The following is a 23,317-nucleotide window of genomic DNA, read 5'->3' as shown; positions in this document are numbered from 1 at the left end:
TTACACAGTTAATAAATCAATGCACCGTTCATATAAGCCTGTAACCGATTGTTCTATCAGCACCAGTTCCTTAAAACCGGAAATCAAACTCGGCATAAGCATTAATCCACTTGTTTTACTTCCACCTATCAAAGTAAGATCTGCTCTTCCAAAACCTATTGCAGTCAAAGATAAAACCTGATACAGCGCGTTTATCTGACCATACAAATCAAGATGTAAAAATTTTTCCTTACCTTTTTCTATAGTTTCAAAAGAAGGATTAGGCTTGTTTGCAAAAATCGTATTTTTATGCTTACTCAGTATTTCATCATACAATTCATTATTCTTTTCAATTGTTAAAACATCATCCGCAATTTCCTGCGCAACGTATTTCTCTATTTTCTTAATATACCCGTTCCACTTCTGTCCCAAACACATTCCAACTGCATTACGAACTGTAATTCGATTTCCAGTCGTTCCCGAAATATTAAGATAATATCCATCCTTCTTAATAAGCGACTGTATATTTATTTTTCTTACCCTTATATCCGGATTGACCAGCTTCAGATTCTGCATGCAGTATTGCTCAAGTAAGCTACTGTCTTTCTCAATACGCTTGCTCAAATATACAGGAACCGTTTCCAGTGTTCGCACTCTCTTTTTCTTAACATCATGCTCAACAAGGAAGAAATAGGCGGTTGCAATATCAGACATTCCACCATACTTGGTAACATCAGCCATTCTCTTGTCGGATGATTTTACAGGGAAATATACATCCTGCTTGGTTATCTTTGATGACCAGATTGTCTGCTTTCTTGTAATTCCTCCATGATTTTCAAATGTCATTCTCGTAAGTATCGGAGTATTCTTCGAAAGCTGTTTCTTTACTGTGCTTATTGTTCCTTTTGTATCATCACTGCTCGCCACCCAGGCTGTCTCACCATTTCGCTCAACATTGTGCGCATACATATTTGTAAGATGATAGTTGAATTTATCGGGATCTTTATTGTATTCATTTTTTATAAATCTAATAGGATTCTGCGTAAACTTTGTAAAATACACATTCCCCACAACTATATTAAGGTACGCGTCATTTGCATGATGAAAATCATTAACAAGTCTGCTCTTGGGAATTTCATATTTTTGCCTGAACTCCGAAACATTGGAAGCTTTAGAATATACTATTGTTGTATTCTCTTTAAGCAGTTCCTTCAAAATTGTATTTACGCCTTTTGTCGCCTGACTTGTTTCTACAAGCTGTCTCGCAATAAAACCGGCCTTCTGTTCATCAGTAAGAGGCTGTCTAGATATAAGTCTGCTGTACTTAGTTTTTGATATGAATCCTTTATTACAAAGCTCTTTCCACATACCAATCTGTGATTTAAAGATTGCTTCCTCAATAGGATATACGTCACTCTTATGAGCATTTTTCTCTTTTTCCACAAGAACAAGGTTGTTCTCAATATTATCGTCTTTAACAAAATGTCTTGGATAAATGTGGTCTATATCATACAGGTTATTATCGAACAACTTATCAAGCTCAATATGCCTTCCTGTATACATGCACCTTCCCTGTTGTGTGAGATACAGATACATCTTCTTGCTGCGCAATGTACCATCCTCATCAGCTTTAGTTATAATATCGTTCCAATCATGCGACTCATCTTTGATGCTCTTATATAGATCAAGAAATTTATTCTTTCTTGATACTGTTCTCTTCTTTTCACCTTCACTCCTTGTCATTTCAACAAAGAGCTTTGCAGGTGCACAGCCCATTATTCCTTCAATCTCTTTTACTATCTTGATTGCCTGCCATACCATTCTTTTGACAGGTGCTGAAAAATAGTATGCATCCAAATCCTCAAACTTAAAGTCAGACAGAACACCCATTGATGACTTCTGCAAGTTTTCTAGCTCATCCCTGAATGTATAGTCATCACTATTAATCAGCTCTATCATGTTATGTGTGCTGTTCCACATAGCATCAATAAGAGAAATTTCTTCACCTGTAGATTTATCACAAGCTCTAAGCAATAGAAACTCTTTAGAAAGTCTGCTCCAATCCGAAAACTTAAGGCCAAGTATCCTCTTTATTTGCTCATCGGAAAGCTCAGGAAATTCCTTCATAAGCCTGCCGCGAAGATACTTCCTGTTATCTCCGTATATAGTCGCAAGGAATATTATATTCTCGCACATGTCCCTGCACTTATCTTCTTTTATATGTTCACCAAATACGCCCTTCATCTTTCCATATGAAGAAAGATAGTTGTTGAGATTTTCATCTATTCCTGATATCTGCATCTTATCAGTGATGATTCCTCTTGATACAAGATAATTCTCAAGTTTTTTACGGGTTACTTTGCTACCCTTCTCATACAATTCCGTATATATATCCTGTTTAAGTTCTGAATTTATGCGTTCTCCGTCAATTCGCATATTGTTGATCTCATTAAGAACGCAATACTTTTCATATAACAAAGAACTCTTCGGAAGGACTATCTCACCGGAAATATAAGTGCAGCGCCTTACCATTTTCTCTATAAAAGCTTCGTTGGTTTTATCCATATCAATTTTGTCATTGATATTCCACGGTAAAATTTTTCCCTCTTCTTTGCGAATCACCCAGCCGTTTCCGCCATATTTCTTACTGCTCTCCGATGTCGGCCCGACAAAATAGGGAATCGTAAATGTAAAAATAGCTAAAATCTCATCTGCAATCGTATTTCCCGATTCACCTTTTTGAGTCAAAAAAGGAAGATATTTTCCTGCATTATCAAGTATCTTGCGCATCTCGCGTTCATGAACCTGATTAGGAATTACGCCATTTGAAGGTGTAAGCTGCTTGGGAAGAAAATTCTCTCTTTCTATATGCTCCGTAATATATATGACATCTTCATCATCTGCAGGCGCAGATTTAAGGATTGCCTTAATCGACTTATATAACTCTTCGGTTGTCCTACTCTTGTAATTTCTTCTTGTCTTTTTACCCGAATTTGTAGAATTTACATATGCCGCATATGTTCCGGAGTCTTCCGACCTAAACATCTTATGGTATTCCTTGGGACAATAAGTCTTTACAACTCTTTTCAATATTTTCAGATCTTCGTGATGCTGCTCATAATCTTTAATTCTGGCATCTGACAAATAACTGCTTCCACGCATGATAACTTCAAGTGTGCCAATGTTATAAAGTTCTTTTAAAGACAGGATAATATCGCTGTAGTCATCTCCTGCAAGTCCAAGTATCTCCGATTCGTTCTCATCATAATTTGAATCAGAAAACGCAAAACTTGTCTTAACACTCTTATCTTCAATGCCAAGTTCAAAAATTTTATTTATATCGAATTTCAGTCCGCATATTGCCTTAACAAAATCTTTTTCTTTCTTGCCGATTGCAAGTAATTCCGAAAGTTCATCCACTTTCTGACTTCTAGATAATTTCCTGTCGGCAAGTATAGTTTTAAACTTGTTAAGATCAACATTTTCTTCCGGAAAATTGAGCTCGCAAATCTCATTTGCATTAGACACAAATCCATAATAAGCATCTTCAATACCTCGTACATCATTTGTTGTGTCAATACCGTTGGCAAGGAAATGTCCTCTGTGTTTGAACATATTAAGAACTGCAAGGTATATAAGCCTTACATCGTGTGGACTCTCATTATGAATGAGCTCAGATCTTAAATGAAAGATTGTAGGATATTCTTTAAAATAATCCTTATCTGTATAGTTTTTGTCATTAAAAATAGCATATTTATACCTGACAGCTTCATCCTTATCTTCAAGATGGTATTTGCTGTTAGCAAGCCTTTGCAAAAAGCTGGGATCAATCTTAGCAATTTCATCTTCAAAATAATTATTCAGCAATCCAATTCGTGCCTTTGAGCGCATGGTGCGCCTTCTGCTGATTCTATTTGTTCTTCGTTCATCAGCGGGTTTAGCTTCATCAAATTCGCGCATTCCCCACATATCCTTTCCTTTGGCACGAAGGATTTTGTAGTTTTCATCTGTAACAGCCCAACCTACAGAATTAGTACCCATGTCAAGACCAAGATAATATTTTACATTTGCCATGCCAATACCCCTCATTATTTTTTATTTTTCGTATATTGATTGACTTTCAAGTAACAAAATGCTATCTTTGAATTGAATTAACAACGCGAGTGCAAATAAGGCAATGCCGAACTCGTTTACCCGCATGGTGCGGTATTTAAAAAGAATCTCTCAGGAGGTTCTTTTTTTATAAAAAATACTTTCTTTGTTATTTTACATAAAATCATTTTGTAATTTCATACAGTTCCTTGTACATTTTACCACCACAAAAAACAGGCGTCCAACACAGACGCCTGCTTTGATACTCTTCACCTATTTTCTTTTTTCATAAATCGTCACATCAAATATCTTTTTTGTCCCGCAAACGTTCAATAGCATCCATTGCAAGACGACTACGCTCACACTCCGATGCCGATAAAGATATCTGCCAGCAGAACGGACTTCCTTTCATGTGCTCACTTGCGTAGGACAGTCCATTTGTCCGTTCATCGAGGAACGGTCTGTCTATCTGGTTAGGGTCGCCAAGAAGTATGATCTTGGTGTCTTTACCTGCTCTTGTGATGATACCCTTAGCCTGTGTAGGCGTCATATTCTGGGCTTCGTCTATTATAAGATATGTTTTCAGAATCGATCTTCCTCTTATGAAATTCAAAGCCTCACACTGAATGATGCCTCGTTCAAAGACTTCGTCCGTTTTGTCAGTCAGTTCTTTTTCATCCTTATAGCGTTCTTCCTCGTTGGAATCGATAAGCTGCTCCAGATTGTCGATTATGGGGCGCATAAGGGGTGAAATCTTCTCCTGCTCGTCTCCGGGCAAAAAGCCTATATCATCGTCAAACTGCGAATTTGGTCTGCACACAAGGATTCTTCTGTACTCGCCAGTTGGTCTGTTGAGCATCTTCTCGAGCCCGACTGCAAGTGAATAGAAAGTCTTGGCAGTTCCCGCCATTCCCTTGACAATAACAAGCGGTGCGATCTCAGCAGGCTGCATAAGCGCCTCCTGAAGGAAATACTGACCTGCATTTCTTGGCTTAACGCCGTAGGGTTGACTCTTTTCATAATCAAGCTTTTTAATAAAGCCCTTTGAGACTCTGCCCATCTGAGTTTTGTTATTGGACTGATCCGCCCTTACAACAACAAACTCATTCTCATAGAGCTCCGGTGTAAACTGCTTTCCGTCTGCATCGCAGCAATAAACCTTATCGACCGGAATGCCCTTTTTCTTGAACTCTTTAAAAGCATCCTCTGGAGCGTACACATCTACACGTCCGCTGTACTGCTCACCGCCTCCCGCAACCTGCTCAGTTGTAAAGTCCTCCGACCTCATATCGAGTATCTGAGCCTTTATCCTCATGAGAATGTCCTTGGTTACAAGAATTACCTGCTCTTTCCTACTTTCCGAAAGCCCCTTACATACTTTCAGAATTCGGTTGTCGGATTTGTGCTCCGACAGATCCTTGGGAAGCTCCACATCCTTGAAGTTCTTTTCAACTCTCAGAACTCCACCGTTATCGAGCTTAACCCCTGCAACAAGATCGCCTTTACCCCGAATTTGCTCGAGGATCTTGATTGCCTCTCGTACATTAGCTCCTCTCTCGCCCTCGTCACGCTTGTGGGCGTCAAGTTCTTCTAAGACTACCAGTGGAAGAACGACCTCGTTATCCTCAAAGCACTTCAAGGCGTGTGGTGCCTGAATCAAAACATTGGTGTCCAGTACGTAGATCTTCTTCATACGGAGCCCTCCCCATATTATATTTTTGATACATGACTGTTCATGCCGAAAGTTTCTATAATAATTGTGTCGGCATCTGTATCATGAATTAATTATACCACATCTTGTGTTTGCGTTATCTTTTTTATTATAAAGCACACTATATATTGTCAATTTTATATCAATCAATAAGACAAAAAACTTATAACTCCTATCCGAAATTTTCAATTAAAAAGATGTCCGGCACTTGCTTTTCGTAATCAATACCTAAGCAAAAACCAAACATCTTTTTTAGCAATACAGATTGTAATATTTTTTACAGCTCTGCCGCTCTGGCAAGGGCATCATCTATATGTGGTCTGAAATTCTCACGTCCGACAAGATCTACGAATCCGTCCTTTTCCATAGTGCTCATAGGCTGCTCGTTCACGTGTGAGAATACAAGAGTTACATTGTTCTTCTTGCATCTGTTGTAGAGTTCTTCAAAAGAGTGCATAGCTGTCGCATCGATAGCCGGAACACCTCTCATACGGATAACAAGAACTCTTGTGAATTCCTTAAATCCGATAGCCGCAATCTGCTCGGCATCACCGAAGAACATAGGTCCGCTTATCTCATACACACGAACGTGCTTAGGAATATCTCTAAGGCCTGTTCCGTCCGGATCATCCTCGGGATCATAGTACTTCCAGCCTTTGACCCTTGATTCTTCGCTCATTCTCTTCATAAAAAGAACGCAAGCCGCAACCATACCGATCTCAATAGCAACAACAAGGTCAAATACGATCGTAAGCACAAAAGTCATTACAAGTACAAGGATATCGCTCTTGGGCGCTGTCTTACACAAATGTACGAAAGTTCTCCACTGGCACATATTATATGCAACCATGAAAAGAATTGCCGCAATTGTCGGCATAGGAATAAGTGCCGCAAAAGGCATAAGAACAACAAGTACAAGAACAAGGCATATTGAGTGAATCATACCTGCAATAGGAGTTCTTCCACCGTTCTTGATATTTGCAGCGGTACGTGCGATAGCACCTGTAGCAGGGATTCCGCCGAATAAAGCAGAACCGATATTACCTACACCCTGTGCAACAAGTTCCATGTTTGATCTGTGCTTGGAATCAATCATGCTGTCTGCAACAACACAGGACAAAAGAGATTCGATAGCTGCAAGGATCGCGATGGTAAAGCCATCTCCCGCAACTTCTCTAAGTGTCTTATAACTGAAAGCCGGAAATCTGAGTGCCGGGAGCTGTCCCTTTATCTCATAAAGATCGCCGATAGTATTAACATTCATATTAAGGAGTTTAACCATAAGAATACCGACAATAACCGCAATGAGCGATCCGGGTATCTTCTTATTTATCTTAGGCCAGACAATCTGGATAACAAGACATATTACACCGACAATAAGAGCGCTGTAATTTATCGTAGAAATATTTTTTCCGATTGCCTCAAGCTTCTCTACTGTCTCAACCGTTGTGGTTCCTGCCGGATAAGTAAGGCCCAAAAAGTCCTTGATCTGACCGACAAAAATAGTTACAGCAATACCTGCCGTAAATCCTGTAGTAATGGTATAAGGAATAAATTTGATAAGTGATCCGAGTTTGAATACACCCATTAAAACAAGAATAACACCTGCAAATATCGTAGCAAGCGCAAGTCCTTCCATTCCCTTACTTGCAACAATTCCTGCAACTATAGTAGCAAAAGCTGCAGTAGGTCCTGCAATCTGTACTCTGCTTCCGCCAAGAAATGAAATGATAAATCCGGCTACAATCGCGGTATATAGTCCCTCTTCAGGTCCTACTCCCGATGCAAGTGCAAGTGCGATTGAGAGTGGTAATGCAATAATCGCAACAATGATTCCTGAAATCAGGTCCTGTGAGAACTGCTTGCCGTTATAGCCTTTTATAACAGTAAACAGCATGGGTTTTAGTCTTTCGTTTTCCATAATAATCTCCCTTGAATAAGATACTTTGTGCTCTGTAATTGGGATTCTCACTAAACTCGCTGCCGCTCGTTAAGTGTTCACCCATGGCTCGCACTAAGCTCGAAAAAACCTCGCTAAGTGCTCTGCACAAAAAACGTCGCCCCGGAATACCGAGGCGGCGTTTCATATTATAACACGTATTCTATTACTTGTTAACTTTTGCGTGCATAAAGAACTTAAATCCAAGAGGACTTGAGTAGAATCCGCTTACACTGTCATCTACCATGTAGATATCTGTGTAGAAGTAGATAGGGCAGATGCATCCTGTTGACATAAGGAGATCTTCTGCTCTGTGCATAAGCTCATAACGAGTCTTAGTATCTGTGCACTCTTTAATATCCTTAATTACAACATCATAAGTCTCAGCCCATGTTCCGTTCTCAACCTTTGTCTCATATCCAAGGTCTGTAAGGTCAATGCTGTATGCCTTAACATCAGCGTTAGCACCCTTACCATACTGAACGTCGTTGTTACCTGATCCTGATGTCCACATATCAAGGAATGAAATAGGATCATTGTAATCACCGAGCCAACCGTGACGTGCTACATAGTAATCACCCTTTTTACGAGTCTCAACGCAAGTAGCAAACTCCTGGTTCTCGAGGTTCATTGTAATACCGATACCTGCAAGTGTAGACTGAACAGCTTCTGCAATAGCCTTGTGTCCTTCACTTGTGTTGTAGAGGTACATGATTGTAGGAACATCTGTGAACTTCTGTGTAGCTTCATCAAATGTGTAATACTTCTTAAGTGTTGTGAGAGCCTTCTCCCAGTTTGCTTCATAAGCATCTTCTTTTACATCATAGTATCCAACATAGCTGGGATCAGGACCTGCGTTCTCATAGAACTGTGATCCGTCAGCATCTGTAAGACCCATAGCAACGAATGAAGAAGCGGGAACCTGTCCACCCTTTGCTACGTCATTTACGATGTAGTTTCTGTCGATAAGAAGAGCAAATGCATTACGGATTTCTTCCTCTGCTCTTATCTTCTCAACGCCTGTAAGCTTGCTTGACTTAGGAAGGAGATTCTTGTTGATATTCCAGCAAATGAAATATGTTCCAAGCTGACCTTCTACCTTGAACTCTGTGGGATAGTTCTCTTTGAGGTTAGGGATTTCGTTTGTAGGAACATCATCGATGAACTCCCATGATCCGTTCTCAAAGTTAGCAAGCATGTTGTTCTGATCATCAGAAAGATAGAAATTAATCTCATTAATTGTTATATCAGCTGCGTCAACAAAATCATCTCTCTTAGTTACCTTGATAACTGAGTTGTGCTGCCAATCGCTGATTGTGTAAGGTCCGTTGCAGATGTATCCGCTTGGTTCTGCAGCCCAGCTCTCATTTGATACAACGTCCTCACGAACAGGCATGTATGCAGGGAAAGCAAGAAGCTCGTTCCAGTAAGGAACATCGTTCTTAAGTGTAACAACGATAGTCTTATCATCGGGTGCTTCAACTTTAAGTTTCTCATCACCCTTTGCATTGTCAGCCCACATCTCGTCGTAACCTACGATTACATCGAACATGTAGCAATAGTCAGCAGCAAGTTCTGTTCCTGCAGCACGGTTCCATGAATATACGAAATCTCCTGCTGTCAAATCCTTACCATCTGACCACTTAAGGCCATCTCTAAGCTTGTATGTGTATGTAACAGTTCCGTCGTCGTTCTTAACGCCTTCTGTAAATCCTTCTATACAATCAGGCTGAAGCTCAGCTTTTCCGTTAGCATCAGCGCCCCATTTTGCAAGGCCTGAGAAAAGATGGCTGATTACTGTTGCGCCATCAACTGTAGAGTTGATTGCCGGATCGAGTGACTGAGGCTCTGAGCCGATACAAACATTGATAATACCTGAATTTTTTTCTTCAGCAGGCTTTGCTGCTGATGTTTCCTGCGCTGCTGAATCTGCAGCTGCCTGTGATCCTGCTTCATTTGCGGCGTCAGATGATTTTCCGCAAGCAGCGAGGCTCAGTAACATGCTGGAAGCAAGAAGTACTGAGAGCAATTTCTTTTTCATAATTTTCCTCCTTCTGAATTATGAATGTAATATATCATTTAGTTGGCGTCTTCTACATGATGACACGCAACAAAGTGACCTTTGCTAACTTCCTTAAATTCAGGCATACTCTCTGCACAATCTGCTTTTGCATAAGGGCATCTGGTACGGAAAGGACATCCTGAAGGAGCATTGAGAGGACTTGGGATATCACCCGAAAGTACAATTCTCTGGTTTGCTCTTGCAATCTTAGGATCCGGAATAGGAACCGCGGAAAGAAGAGACTTACTGTATGGATGAAGCGGATGCAAGTAGATCTCATCAGCATCTGCAAGCTCAACCATCTTACCGAGGTACATAACCGCTATTCTATCGCTAATATGTCTTACAACCAAGAGGTCATGAGCGATAAACAAGTATGTAAGTCCAAGTTTATCCTGAAGCTCATCAAACATATTTATAACCTGTGCCTGGATTGAAACGTCCAGAGCTGATACAGGCTCATCGCAGACTATAAACTCAGGGTTTACGGAAAGAGATCTTGCAATACCAATTCTCTGTCTCTGTCCGCCTGAGAACTCATGCGCATATCTTGAAGCATGCTCACTGTTAAGACCTACATAGCTCATAAGCTCAAGAATACGCTCTCTTCTCTCTTCCTTTGTAGCATAAAGCTTGTGAATATCAAGAGGCTCTCCGATAATATCGGAAACAGTCATTCTGGGATTCAATGAAGAATATGGATCCTGGAATACCATTGTTGCCTTTTTTCTGAATTCCTTGATATCACTCTTTGTCTTAATTAGCTTACCGTCGTACCAGATTTCTCCGGCTGTAGGCTTATATAAGTTTAATATTGTTCTTCCTACTGTAGTCTTACCGCATCCGGACTCACCTACAAGTCCGAGTGTTTCACCCTTCTTTATTGTAAATGAAACATCATCAACAGCTTTTAAATACTTTGATTTAAAAAATCCTACATTAATATTAAAGTACTCTTTTAAATGTTTTATTTCAACGAGATTTTTTTCATTATTAATATTTTCGCTCACTGTGGTTCACCGCCTTCCATCTGCTTCTTAACATTCATCCAGCAACATGCTGCATGATCATCATTGATCTGCATACGTTCTGCTCTCTCACGAAGACAGATTTTCATAGCAGCGTCACATCTAGGTGCAAAAGGACATCCTTTAGGCATATTGAGAAGGTCGATAGGTGTACCTGTGATAGGCTCTAACTTCTTGCCTTCCTTTCCCTCTGTAGGGATTGAGCGAAGTAACCCTTTTGTATATTCATGGCGGGGATTGTAGAATATCTCATCTGCTGTACCCTGCTCACATATTGATCCTGCATACATTACAATAACTTCATCACACATCTGTGCAACAACACCAAGGTCATGTGTGATCATGATAATAGCCATTCCGAGCTCTTTCTGAAGTGACTTCATAAGATCAAGGATCTGAGCCTGAATTGTTACATCAAGAGCTGTTGTAGGCTCGTCAGCGATAAGAATGTCGGGTTCGCACGCAAGTGCCATAGCGATCATAACACGCTGTCTCATTCCGCCTGAAAACTCATACGGATACTGATTCATTCTCTTCTCAGGTTCGTTTACATTAACGAGCTTGAGCATCTCGATAGCACGCTCTTTAGCCTGCTCTCTGTTTCTGTCAGTATGGAGAAGAATTGCCTCCATAAGCTGATGACCGATTGTATATGTAGGATTAAGTGATGTCATGGGATCCTGGAAAATAATTGAAACCTTATTTCCACGAACAGTCTTCATGACTTTCTCACCTGAACCAACAAGTTCCTGTCCGTCAAGCTTTATTGAGCCTGAAACAATTTTGCCGGCTCCTGCAAGAATCTGCATGATCGAATATGCCGTTACAGATTTTCCGGAACCTGACTCTCCTACTATTCCGAGGACTTTTCCTCTGTCTAAATAAAATGATACGCCATTAACTGCCTTAACCTCTCCGGCGTCGGTAAAAAATGAGGTATGCAGATCTTTAACTTCTAATAAACTCATCTTTTAAAATCTCCACATAATATTGTCTACTGTAAAAAACTTTGTCACATCAAGTATCAAGCTTAGGATCGAACGCATCGCGAAGTCCGTCACCGAAAAGATTGAGAGACAAAACGATGAGTGAAATAACAAGCGCAGGGAATACCAATCTGTAAGGATATGAATTGATTCCGTTAAGCGCATCTGAAGCAAGTGATCCCAATGAAGGCATGGGAGCATTTACGCCAAGTCCCAGAAATGAAAGATAACTCTCTGTAAATATCGCACTGGGAATCTGAAGTGCTGTTGATATAATTATAACCGAAAAGCAGTTAGGAATGAGATGTTTTAAGATAATCCACTTTCCTTTTGCTCCGGCTGCCTGTGAAGCAAGTACATATTCCTGCTCTCTGAGAGACAAGATCTGTCCTCTGATAAGTCTTGCCATTGATACCCAGTAAAGTACACCAAAGACAAGGAACAAGCTTATGATGTTGGAACCAATCTTGGAAAGCACAGTTCCATCAAGTGCTCCCTCAAGAACAACCTTAAGTACCGATGAAAGAAGGATAACCATCAGCATGTCAGGAAGTGAATAAATAATATCGACAATTCTCATGATGATAAGGTCGACTTTGCCGCCGGCATAACCTGCCACAGCTCCGATAGTCATACCTATTATAAGAACGATAATACTTGCAAAAAATCCAACAGCAAGAGAAATACGTGTTCCGTAAACTACTCTTATGAAATAGTCACGTCCCTGAGCATCTGTTCCGAAAATATGAGGAACAACGCTCTCTCCTTTTTCAATTCTCTTAAGTTCTGCCTTACCATATTCAAACGGTGCAAGATCGTTGAATGTGTTATCAACCGGCTTACCGGGAATAACTCCGAGAGCCTGGTCGTATGAATAAGGCCAAAACATAGGAACGAAAATTGCTGCCAATGTAATTAATACTATTATAAAGAAACAAACAGTTGCGACCTTGTTTTTAAGAAGTCTCTTAACACTATCCTTAAAAAATGTTGATGAAGGGCGCATCTGCACCATATATTCTTTTTCTTCTTCGGTTGCAGGAATGAAATCATCCATATTAACCTGTGCGCTTAATATCTTATTATCCATGTCTGAAATATCTCCAATCATTCTAATGTAATACGAGGATCGACAATCTTATACATAATATCGCCGATAAGGTTCATTATTACGATAAGTGTAGCAAGTACGATCGTTGTTCCCATAACGAGCGGATAATCACGACCCGTGATGCTGTTTACGAAAGCTCTTCCAATTCCGGGAACAGCAAAGATCTGCTCTACTACAAGTGAACCTGTTACGATGTATGCAAGCATAGGTCCAAAATATGTGATGACTGGAATAAGCGAATTTTTCAGCGCATGTCCAAAGATTATCTTGACGCCTGAAACACCCTTGGCCTTAGCAGTTCTGATATAGTCCTGACCAAGAACTTCAAGCATTGACGATCTTGTAAGTCTTGTTATATAAGCCATCGGATAAAGCGACAACGTGATTATAGGAAGAATAAGTCCGTTCTTCTGTGCTCCGTTAGCCGGCAACCATCCAAGCTTGGTAGAAAATACAACAAGTAACAAAGAACCCATAATGAATGATGGCATTGATACAAATGCCGTTGTGATTACCATGATTATCCTGTCGATAATCTTGTTTCTTCTAAGAGCTGCTATAGCGCCAAATACAACACCAAAAGCAAGTGCAATGAATGCTGCTATAACACCAAGCTTGATAGAAGTTTTCATTCCATCAAAGATCATGTCTGTTACATAACGACCTCTGCTCTTAAGTGAAGGACCAAAATCTAATCTTGTGATATCCTTAAGATAAGTAAAATACTGTTCGCTAAGAGGCTTATCCAAACCATACTTAGCTTCCATAGCCGCCTGAACCGCCGGGGTTACGGCTTTCTCTCCCACGAAGGGGCCACCGGGAACTGCATGCATTACAAAAAATGTAACTGTTATAACCACCCATACTGTAACAACTGCAAGCAAAATCCTCTTTAGAATGTACATCAGTGTCTTTGTGTTCATAATTCTCCAACCTGTCTCTCTAATTAAATATAAATGTAAAAATTGTTATCAAGATGTTTCGTTCATAACATTAGCACTGCACCACGTTAAATCACAAAAAAAAATACAATGACATACTTGCCCGTACGCCATTGTATCGTTCTATCACCTTGATATACACGTATTTATGTAAATAATACGTGCAAGCAAAAATTATGATAAATAAATACAAAACTTATGTCAAGTAGATTGATTAAATTCGCTCAAAAGTATATGAAAGTGATTAATATATATCAATCATCTGTGACAAAAAAACATCTGTCCGCAATACACGGACAGATTTAACGTTTTTGTATTTATGTAAACCTTAAATCATGCGAAAAGCATCATAGATTTGCGCTCTTCGTCATCCTGCTGCTTCTTCTGAAGCGTTGTCTTGTAAGCATCCAGCGCCTGCTTTGTCTTAAGCTGCTGGTAAGCATCCACGCTGTTTTTCTCCTCTTTGTCCATCTGGAAACCATCAAGTTCCAACGCAGCATGAGAATTATATGAAAGAGAATACTCAACTCCGTTTGTCTTAGCTCCTGCTCCGGTTCTTGAATCCGAAAGCTTATCAAGAGCCTTGTCCACATCTTTAAGGTCAAAATCCTTGGTAACATCAAAGTCCTTTATACCAAGGGATTCAAGTGTCATATTGTAGCCTGATATAGTCTCGGATGATCCGTTTGCATCAGATGCAACCGTCATATCCTTAGCTGTTCCGTCTAATAGTTTCTTCTCGTTGTACGTGGTATTGTTTGCAATATCTTCAATACCTTTTTTGTACTGATCGATCTGATCCTGAATGGATTTCTTGTCACTGTCCGACATCGTTCCGTTCATTGCCTTTACAGACAATTCCCTGATTGACTGTAGATACCCGGTAACTTCTCCCATAGCGCCGTCTTCGACCTTAAGTGCCGATCCGGCTGATGTGAGATTCTCAGAACCCGCTTCGAGTCCCCCCACCTGCTGTTTGGTTCTCTCCTGCATTGCAAGTTCTGACGCCCCTTGAGCAGCCCTGACATAGGTTCCGCCATTAGCAATAACAGAGTATGGCGAATAACCCGATCCGCTGACAGATGATACGCTACTCATATAAACCTCCTTTTATAAGTGCAAAAAAACAATTTCCTGAACATATAGTAGCATTATCGTAAAAAAAATCTATACAATTTCGATGACAAATTCGTAAAAATGAAACAGAATTACCGAAATTTCCAATCAAAATTGAAATAATGATTTCAAAAAAGGTAAAAACCCCGATGGATACTGGCTTAGAAATTTTTTCAAAAAAAGTCGGATTTTTTCACTTTTTGAACACAATTTTAGTATATAGTTATTATTAAGTTAGTGATGTAAGTTTGCTCTAATCTGTAGAGCTAATCACTATCTCCCCCTCATAAGAAAATCGCAGGCACTCACGTCCCCCCGTGGGTGTTTTTGCGTGTTAGGGATATTTTTTATACAAATTAAAAAATTAAGCTTGCGACCGGTTAAATAAACCGCCGCAAGCTCTTTTTCTTTTTACTGATCATTATTACTTGTCGCCATATTTTTCATAAAGGTCTTTGAACTCGTTCATCTCTTCCGGTGAAAAATTCTTTGCCGCATATTCAACGAGTCCGGCCTGATCATTCTTATTCACGTATTCCATGACATCTGTCATAGTTTCTGCGTCCATGTGCTCCGCAACTATCTCGCTCACCTTCTCTTTATCTTCTTCAGACATTGATTCCAGTGCTTCTTTTACCTTGGGATTCTTTCCCGCAATTTTCTCAACATTGTCATACATGATCTCAACTGCCTTATCTGCTGCCGCTTTCTTGGCCTTCTTAACAAGCTTCGGAAGTGCAACCTTGATAAACATCATCAAAACAAGGCAAACAACCATCAGTGTAAAGATAAACTTTCCGAAAACAAATCTGTTTCTATCTCTCGGAATGTAAGTGTTTTTCTTTCCTCTTCCCATATCTTCTTTATTCCTGTCTATATCCCTGTAGCGATCGATATCTCCGACTTCTTTTCTATAGCTGCCGCGATTTCTGTACATATCAGGATCTTCATCATCATAACGGTCTCTGTCATAATCATCATCCCTGTAACGATCCCTGCCATCGCCATCGTAATCGTCTCTGTAGCCGTCTCCGTCTCTATAGTCGTCGCGATAGTCATCTCTGTAATCGTCTCTGTCCCTATAGTCATCCCTGTCTCTATAGTCGTCGCGATAATCATCTCTGTATCCGTCGTCTCTATAGTCATCACGGTAGTCATCTCTGTATCTGTCATCATCGCGATATCTGTCGCTGAAATCATCGCTGTATTCATTGAATTCGTCTTCATATCGCTCTATTTCTCTATATTCATCGCCTCCTCCGTATCCGTCCCGGTCTCTGGGGATATGCGCATCTCTTCTGTTTAGATTATTTCCTGACATTTTTATTTTACTCCAATACTTATTTAATAATACGTTATATATCTTTTAGAGTTCTGACACAATTTGGCAACAGTTGGGATGTATCATAAAAACTGTCAGAAGAACATACCTTCTGAACCCCCAACAATACTTTTTTTCATACACGGGTTGCCGGTTTCCCCACCAGCAACCCCTCCTCCCAAAAACAATGCGTCTTTCGGATTCGAAGGCGCTTTTTTATTTGATGTAAAAACGCTCTCCATTTGTGTGAGTTCTCTAAATCATGACTTAAATAATGTTGATAAAATCCCTCTTCCGAGGCTGGCACCGAGATTTCCGCCGAGAGTCTTTCCGAATTTTCCAAACTTTCCTCCGACAGTCTTGCCAACTTCTCTTCCGACCGTTCCAACTACTGAATTTCCTATTGTCTTAGCCGTCTGTTTTCTCTTTCTTTCAGCAGCGGCTTCTTCTTTTTCTTTCTTCTTTGCTGCAGCAGCGTCCTCTTTTTCTTTTGCCTTAGCTGCTTCAGCTTCAGCCTTTAACTTGGCAGCCTCTTCCGCATCGGCGATTCCCTTACGCTCAAGGAACTCATACGCAGAATCGGGATCTTCGGGCTCATAATACTTGCTGTACAAAATGCTACCCTTGATTTCTTTTTCCCTGACCGAATCGTCGATTCCGCCAAACTTACTCTGCGGCGGAAGAATCTTAACCCTCTCGCATACGGTAGGCGTTCCGTCCTCTGCAAGGAATGAACATACCGCTTCTCCCGTTCCGAGCTCCTGGATAACATCCTCAGTCTTAAACTCCGGATTCTCCCTGAACGAATCGGCTGCTGCCTTCACTGCCTTCATATCGGCAGGCGTATATGCGTGAAGTGCATGCTGTATCTTATTCCCAAGCTGTGCAAGAACACCGTCCGGAATATCCCTCGGGTTCTGCGTTACAAAATAGATACCGACTCCCTTGGAACGAATGAGCTTAACCACCTGCTCAATCTTATCCATCAGAGGCTTTGGCGTGTCCGCAAACAAAAGGTGCGCCTCGTCAAAAAAGAACACCATCTTAGGCTTATCAAGGTCACCAACTTCGGGAAGCGTTTCAAAAAGCTCCGAAAGCATCCACAGAAGGAACGTCGCGTACAAAGTGCCGTTGTTTATAAGGCTTGTGCTGTCAAGAATGTTGATCGTTCCTTTGCCGTCGCTTCCTGTTGTGAACCAGTCCCTTATATTAAGTGCGGGTTCGAAAAAGAACTTGTCGCCCCCTGCAATCTCAAGCGATACCACCGCTCTTACGATAGCAGCCACGGAAACCTTACTGATATTGCCGTAGTCAGCCGCAAACTCCTTGTTATTATCGGAGATGTAGTTGAGCATTGCCTTTAAGTCCTTGGTATCGATAAGCAGAAGGTTGTTGTCATCCGCAATCTTAAATGCAATCGAGAGAATATCTCTCTGAAGGTCGTTAAGCCCCAATATTCTGGCCAAAAGAAGTGGTCCCATCTCCGAGATTGTCGTCCTAAGCGGTATTCCTTTTTCACCAAAAACATCCCAAAATGTCGCAGGATACTTCTGATATTTAAAGCCCGCTTCAGCAAGTCCGAATTTTTGGATTCTCTTTTGCATATCTTCAGAATCCGCGCCCTCGCACACCATTCCGGAAAGGTCGCCCTTAACATCTGCAAGAAATACGGGAACTCCCATGTCACTGAATGATTCCGCCAAAACTTTAAGCGTTACCGTTTTTCCCGTTCCCGTAGCACCGGCTACAAGTCCGTGCCTGTTAGCCATCTTGGGCAAAAGAAATACATTTTTTCCGTCTTCTGTGTTGGCGATCCAAATCTTTCCGTCTTTTAACATAGTCCCCTCCTCTTACATATTCAATTAATAGCAATTGGCCATTTTGGTTATTATAACACGATGGCACCTCAAGTCCAAATCCCTATTTCAAGCCTTCGGCTTCATGTTAATAAACAGAGCGGTATATCGTTTTTAATCTGATACATCGCTTGACACAAGAACGTTTGTTCTATATTATTATCTCATGGTAGGAAAAGAAAGAACTTACATCTGCATAGATCTCAAATCTTTCTACGCATCGGTTGAATGCGCGGAGAGAGGCCTTGATGTTATGACAACCCGCCTTGTTGTGGCAGATCCCGAGCGCTCCGACAAGACAATATGCCTTGCCGTATCACCGGCCATGAAAGCCCTCGGCGTCCACAACAGATGCCGTGTATTTGAGATACCCAAAAATATCGACTACATCATGGCCGTTCCCAGAATGCAGAAATACCTCGATTACTCCGCCGAAGTATACGCAATCTACCTTAAGTACATTTCCAAGGACGATATTCACGTCTACTCCGTCGACGAAGCGTTCATGGATGTCACGGAATACCTGAATCTCTACCATATGACTGCCAAGCAGCTCGGACGGCAGATAATGGATGACATAGACAAGAACTTAAAAATCCGCGCCACCTGCGGAATCGGAAGCAACCTCTTTCTTGCCAAGATAGCTCTTGATATCACAGCCAAACACTCCCCCGATTTTATCGGAGAACTTGATGAAAAGAGCTTTCGCGAGACCTTGTGGGATCACAGACCGCTCACCGACTTCTGGCGCATCGGAAAAGGTATCGCAAACCGCCTTGCCACATACGGAATGCTCACAATGAGAGACATTGCAAACGGCGACGAAAATCTTCTCTACAAACTTTTTGGCGTAAATGCCGAACTCCTTATAGACCACGCGTGGGGGCGCGAGCCGGTCACGATAAGCGACATCAGAGCCTACAGCTCTTCTTCCCATTCCCTCAGCCAGGGACAAGTCCTTATGAGCGATTACAGCTATGAAAAAGGACTTATCATAGCAAAAGAGATGATGGATGTGATGTGTCTTGATATGGTCGACAAAGGACTTGTCAGTAAATCTTTTTCCCTTATGGTCGGATATGCCAAAGGAACGCCGATTCCTTCAGCGAAAGGTACATTTTCACTCGATACCGAGACCAATGCATCAATGCTTCTGATTCCCGGAATCGCTGACCTCTACAAACAGATTGTCAATCCGCTGTATCTTGTCCGCAGAATGTACGTCGTTGCAAACAACGTCGTTCCCGAAGAATATACTCAGTACTCCTTCTTCGTATCTCCCGCCGACCTCGAACGAGACAGACGCATGCAGAAGGCAGTTCTTGAGATAAAGAATAAATTCGGTAAAAACGCGATATTAAAGGGGCTCAACTTTGAAGAAGGCGCCACAACCAGGGACAGGAACAATCAGATTGGTGGCCACAAAGCGTAAGTTGAGGATTGAATCAAGTTTTCATCAGAGGATATATAAATGAGGCAAAAAATGTCCATGGATAAAAGAGCCGCTCAGTTCCTGCCTTTTCAGGCTGTTAAGGGACTTGATGAAGCTCTTTTGGCAAAAGAAAAAATAAAAGTACCAAAAATCGAGCTCTCCGACGAAATGGCCGAAGAACTCGATAAGAAAATGCACAACATCAAAAAGGGGTTAATTTTAACATGTGTCTACTTTAATAAAGGTGAATATCTTCAAGTAACAGGTATGGTCGCCCGCTTTGATGAGGTAGCAAGAATACTTCATATTGTAAATACTAAGATAAAATTTGATGATATTCTTGATATTGAATTTGAAGAAAGCAGCCCTCGTTATATGCCCTAGTCCACGCCACGACTCACCACGGATTTTCCAAGCCATTTCTTCTTATACCAATAGTACATAACAATCAGGCCTCTGATACATTCATCTGTTGCCGTTCCTATGAAGATTCCGGCAACGCCCAGCCCAAGCACGACTCCGACCGTATATCCTACAGTAAGACCAAGTCCCCAGTTACACAGAACTCCGGCTATAAACGGGAATATATAAGCTCCCGCCGCTTTTAGACTGCTGACAAATGTCATATTAAGGCAACGTCCCGTCTCAACAAATATGTCTACGATCATTATCGTCCTGCCAAGAGCGATTATATTGAGGTTATCCGTAAATATACGCAACGTATATCCGCAAAGAATCGTATTGATACATGCCAGTGCTATCGTGATCGGCATAGAAGTCTTAAGCGTTTTGAACACTCTTTTATATGCCTCTTCAGTCTTTCCCGCGCCTACCAGATGCCCGGTAATTATCTGCGTTGACATCGCAGAGGCATTCGAGAAGATCATCGCAAAGGAGATAAGCGTATTGCAATATGCCCTTGCATTAACCGCATCATTTCCCATCGCATTAATAAAGGAAAGAAGTGTTGTCTGATAAAGATTGTATGTAAGGTTCTCACCCGCAGAAGGAAGGCCTATCCTTATCATTTTTATAAGCAGTTTCATCGGAAACGGTATCAGATAGCGAAGGGAAATCCTTCCTGTTTTTGTCACATAGAAGAAAACAATAAGCGCTATCACAGATAAAAGCCTTGCCACCACTGTAGATATCGCCACACCGGCAACGCCCATATTCAAAAACTTAAGCGGTCCGTACAGGAAGCAATAATTTCCGACAATGTTGACAATATTTATGCCAAACGTAACCCACATGCCTATCTTGGTATATCCGTTACAACGCAAAATCTGGAGCATAACATTGGACACTGCCATCAGAAAACCTGCGCCTCCGACAATATAGATATATGTCATCGAGAACGGACGCATCTCGGGCGACACATGAAGAAAATCCATAATAAACGGATTTGCGGCACAAAACACCGCACTGAGCCCGATTCCCAATACCAGATTTACAACAATCGAAAGCGTATATATCATGTTCATCCGGTCATACATCTTAGCACCGAGATACTGCGCAACAACTACACTTGTAGCCGTTGCAATGATGTTGAAAAGAATGATCATCATAAACATGATAGTGTTTGCGTTGCCAACCGCTCCGACAGCGTATTCATTGTAATGACTCAGCATAACAGTATCGACGTTGTGAAGCATTGTATTCAGCAAGAGCTCCAAGAACATGGGGCCCGCCAATACCAGAAGCGGTGTTTTTTCATCTATAACTGTATTTCCTGCTTTTTTCATCGAGCATCCTCTTCCATGTAAGCGATAATTTTTATGTTGTTGCTCCTATAACTTTGGAAATAAGACCGTTGCAACCATCAACAACGTCGTTCCATGTAGCATCAAAATTACCCGTATACCAGGGGTCTGCCACATCAGCGCTTCTTCCCGCAAAATCCAGCATCTTGTACACTTTGTTTTCAGGATCTCCGCCATATATCCTCTGCATATTTCTCATATTGGCGCTATCCATACCTATTATATAGTCGAACTTCTCATAGTCGCCGCGCACAGTCTGCCTGGCTCTCTTCTCACTAACACCAAGCTCATTATCAGAAGTTCCTATTCCATGCTCTCTAAGCTTAGCTCTCGCCGGCGGATACACGGGATTACCAACTCCGTGCCAGATCTCCTCTGTGCTTGTCGCTGCGGATTCGATGTAGAACTCATCTTCCAACCCGCGCTTTTTCACCATATCTTTTAATACAAACTCTGCCATAGGAGAACGGCATATATTGCCGTGGCAGACGAATAGTATCTTAATCATTCCCTAAATCCTCATATTTCCTAGCATTCATGCTATTTTCAATTTTTTATAAGTCGGCATATCATTGCATATTTTAGCGTTATTTTGCAACCGGTAGGGTTAAAAACGGGGTTAAAAATTTTGAGTTTAACCCTTTCAGTTTAAAAAAACATTTGCCGTTTCCCCATGGCAAAATGGATATAATAATTTAACCCTCAAATCATATTGCCTTTAAGGTTTTAAGCGACTTTAGCTCTCTTTGAGCATCCTCAAATCCAACATGAGTGTATGTATTTAATGTAACACTTATATCTGAATGCCCCATCAGATATTGAAGGGTCTTTGGATTCATTCCCGACTTTGCCATTTTACTGCAATAAGTATGCCTGCAGATATGCGGAGACACAAATGGTATCTGTATCTTGTAGATATGATTGTATTTATCGCGGATGTGCTTGAAATAATGATCCCAATGAAGCGAATATACAACGCTTCCATCCTTATCAAAATACAGAAATCCCGCTTTGCCATCTATCATAGGCTCAGGCTTTGGTGGTCGTCTGTTTGCTATTATTGTCTTAAAACACTCTTCCACCTCGGGAGTCATAGGAATCTTCCTTCGACCGCTCTCCGTCTTGGTCTCCTCAATATAATACCCTACATGAGCACCTTTTTGAAGTTGATGATCAATATTAACAGAATGATCCTCAAAGTCTATATCTGATAATGTAAGACCACAAAATTCAGATATTCTCAGTCCTGTATTAAACAGAATATAGATTCCTTCATAATACTTCTTGTAATGGTTATCTTCCTTGATAAACTTAAGAAACTTGCGCTCCTCTTCCCGAGATAAGGCATCTCGCCTTGTAGAATCATTTACAACAACATTGACCAGCTCAAAATCGAATGGATTCTTGCGGATAAGATCATCATCCATTGCAAGTTTAAAAGCAGGTCTGACAAGCCCCCTGATTGTATGAATCTGGGAATAGCTCTTACCTTTCTCCTTTTGAAGCTGAATAAGCCATAGCTTGGCATCTGACTTACGCACAAGATCAATTCTCTTCTTTCCAAAAGGGTCCTTTGCAAGAAAATTCAGAACTGTCTGATATCCGCGTCTTGTTGATATCCTAACGCCCACGCGGGTATTAACATACTTCTGAACCAACTCCAAGACCGTAAGGTCTCCTCCATTAGATACTATCTTATCAAAGCTGTCTGCATGGATTTTCTTCTCCATTTCACGAAGAGACTCCGTATACTTCTTGCCTTCAGGCGCCTTGTCATTCTTAGCAAGTCTCCAGCTATAAATTGTCTTACGATGGCCATCCCAAGATGTATATCTAAATCTGTATCGGCCATCCGGCATCTGATATTCTCCATCATGGAGAACTCTTCCTTTTTTATCATACCTTCTTTCTATTTTAATCAGCTCCTTCCAACAAAAACGGAGAAGCAGCATTTTTTTACGCTTCATCTATTGTACCTTT

At 41.0% G+C, this 23,317-nt stretch carries 16 protein-coding genes; 2 read left to right on the top strand and 14 right to left on the bottom strand.

Translation table 11 applies throughout. From position 1 onward, the window contains the following. The 11 genes from cas9 to G628_RS0106930 form a co-directional block, all read right to left on the bottom strand. Positions 1 to 4,053 (bottom strand): type II CRISPR RNA-guided endonuclease Cas9, encoded by a 4,053-nt coding sequence (gene cas9 / locus G628_RS0106985; RefSeq protein ID WP_027208814.1) that lies wholly within the window; start codon positions 4,051 to 4,053, stop codon positions 1 to 3. 319 nt (positions 4,054 to 4,372) lie between these two features. Next, entirely contained in the window at positions 4,373 to 5,764 is a 1,392-nt protein-coding gene (locus G628_RS0106980; protein ID WP_027208813.1) for a PhoH family protein, read from the bottom strand. A gap of 295 nt (positions 5,765 to 6,059) precedes the next feature. Beyond that, entirely contained in the window at positions 6,060 to 7,703 is a 1,644-nt protein-coding gene (locus G628_RS0106975) for a SulP family inorganic anion transporter (RefSeq protein ID WP_027208812.1), read from the bottom strand. 184 nt (positions 7,704 to 7,887) lie between these two features. Then, entirely contained in the window at positions 7,888 to 9,762 is a 1,875-nt protein-coding gene (locus tag G628_RS0106970; protein ID WP_026654630.1) for a peptide ABC transporter substrate-binding protein, read from the bottom strand. 38 nt (positions 9,763 to 9,800) lie between these two features. Then, on the bottom strand, positions 9,801 to 10,793 hold the full coding sequence (locus tag G628_RS0106965; RefSeq protein WP_026654629.1) for an ABC transporter ATP-binding protein: 993 nt from the start codon (positions 10,791 to 10,793) through the stop codon (positions 9,801 to 9,803). After that, positions 10,790 to 11,779, bottom strand: a complete 990-nt coding sequence (locus tag G628_RS0106960) for an ABC transporter ATP-binding protein (protein WP_026666898.1) — start codon at positions 11,777 to 11,779, stop codon at positions 10,790 to 10,792. The genes G628_RS0106965 and G628_RS0106960 overlap by 4 nt, the downstream gene beginning before the upstream one ends. 49 nt (positions 11,780 to 11,828) lie before the next feature. Further along, on the bottom strand, positions 11,829 to 12,887 hold the full coding sequence (locus G628_RS0106955) for an ABC transporter permease (RefSeq protein WP_026666899.1): 1,059 nt from the start codon (positions 12,885 to 12,887) through the stop codon (positions 11,829 to 11,831). Between the two features lie 17 nt (positions 12,888 to 12,904). Then, on the bottom strand, positions 12,905 to 13,831 hold the full coding sequence (locus G628_RS0106950; RefSeq protein WP_026654626.1) for an ABC transporter permease: 927 nt from the start codon (positions 13,829 to 13,831) through the stop codon (positions 12,905 to 12,907). Positions 13,832 to 14,182: 351 nt separating this feature from the next. Next, entirely contained in the window at positions 14,183 to 14,947 is a 765-nt protein-coding gene (locus G628_RS0106945) for a flagellin (RefSeq protein ID WP_027208811.1), read from the bottom strand. A 442-nt stretch (positions 14,948 to 15,389) separates the two neighbouring features. Beyond that, the gene (locus G628_RS18910; RefSeq protein ID WP_051199070.1) at positions 15,390 to 16,286 is read right to left on the bottom strand and encodes a hypothetical protein; all 897 of its coding nucleotides are present in this window, start codon (positions 16,284 to 16,286) and stop codon (positions 15,390 to 15,392) included. A gap of 260 nt (positions 16,287 to 16,546) precedes the next feature. Further along, entirely contained in the window at positions 16,547 to 18,124 is a 1,578-nt protein-coding gene (locus tag G628_RS0106930) for a helicase HerA-like domain-containing protein (protein WP_027208810.1), read from the bottom strand. Positions 18,125 to 18,308: 184 nt separating this feature from the next. On the opposite strand from G628_RS0106930, the gene G628_RS0106925 reads away from it, so the two are divergent. Continuing rightward, complete coding sequence (locus G628_RS0106925) at positions 18,309 to 19,574, top strand: DNA repair protein (protein ID WP_027208809.1); 1,266 nt, start codon at positions 18,309 to 18,311, stop codon at positions 19,572 to 19,574. A 39-nt stretch (positions 19,575 to 19,613) separates the two neighbouring features. Continuing rightward, entirely contained in the window at positions 19,614 to 19,958 is a 345-nt protein-coding gene (locus G628_RS0106920) for a YolD-like family protein (protein WP_027208808.1), read from the top strand. Here the strand turns inward: G628_RS0106920 and G628_RS0106915 are convergent. The 3 genes from G628_RS0106915 to G628_RS0106905 form a co-directional block, all read right to left on the bottom strand. Beyond that, positions 19,955 to 21,319 carry an MATE family efflux transporter gene (locus G628_RS0106915; protein WP_027208807.1) on the bottom strand — a complete coding sequence of 455 codons (1,365 nt, stop codon included), beginning with the start codon at positions 21,317 to 21,319 and terminating at the stop codon, positions 19,955 to 19,957. The genes G628_RS0106920 and G628_RS0106915 overlap by 4 nt on opposite strands. A gap of 31 nt (positions 21,320 to 21,350) precedes the next feature. Continuing rightward, the gene (locus G628_RS0106910; protein WP_026666903.1) at positions 21,351 to 21,845 is read right to left on the bottom strand and encodes a low molecular weight protein-tyrosine-phosphatase; all 495 of its coding nucleotides are present in this window, start codon (positions 21,843 to 21,845) and stop codon (positions 21,351 to 21,353) included. Positions 21,846 to 22,044: 199 nt separating this feature from the next. Continuing rightward, positions 22,045 to 23,289 carry a site-specific integrase gene (locus G628_RS0106905; protein ID WP_051199069.1) on the bottom strand — a complete coding sequence of 415 codons (1,245 nt, stop codon included), beginning with the start codon at positions 23,287 to 23,289 and terminating at the stop codon, positions 22,045 to 22,047. Between the last annotated feature and the right edge of the window lie 28 nt (positions 23,290 to 23,317).

The organism is Butyrivibrio hungatei NK4A153 (assembly GCF_000424465.1).
GTDB classification, from domain to species: domain Bacteria; phylum Bacillota; class Clostridia; order Lachnospirales; family Lachnospiraceae; genus Butyrivibrio; species Butyrivibrio hungatei_A.
The sequence above is the reverse complement of the archived record's forward strand: the minus strand, read 5'-3'. Positions and strand labels throughout refer to the sequence as shown.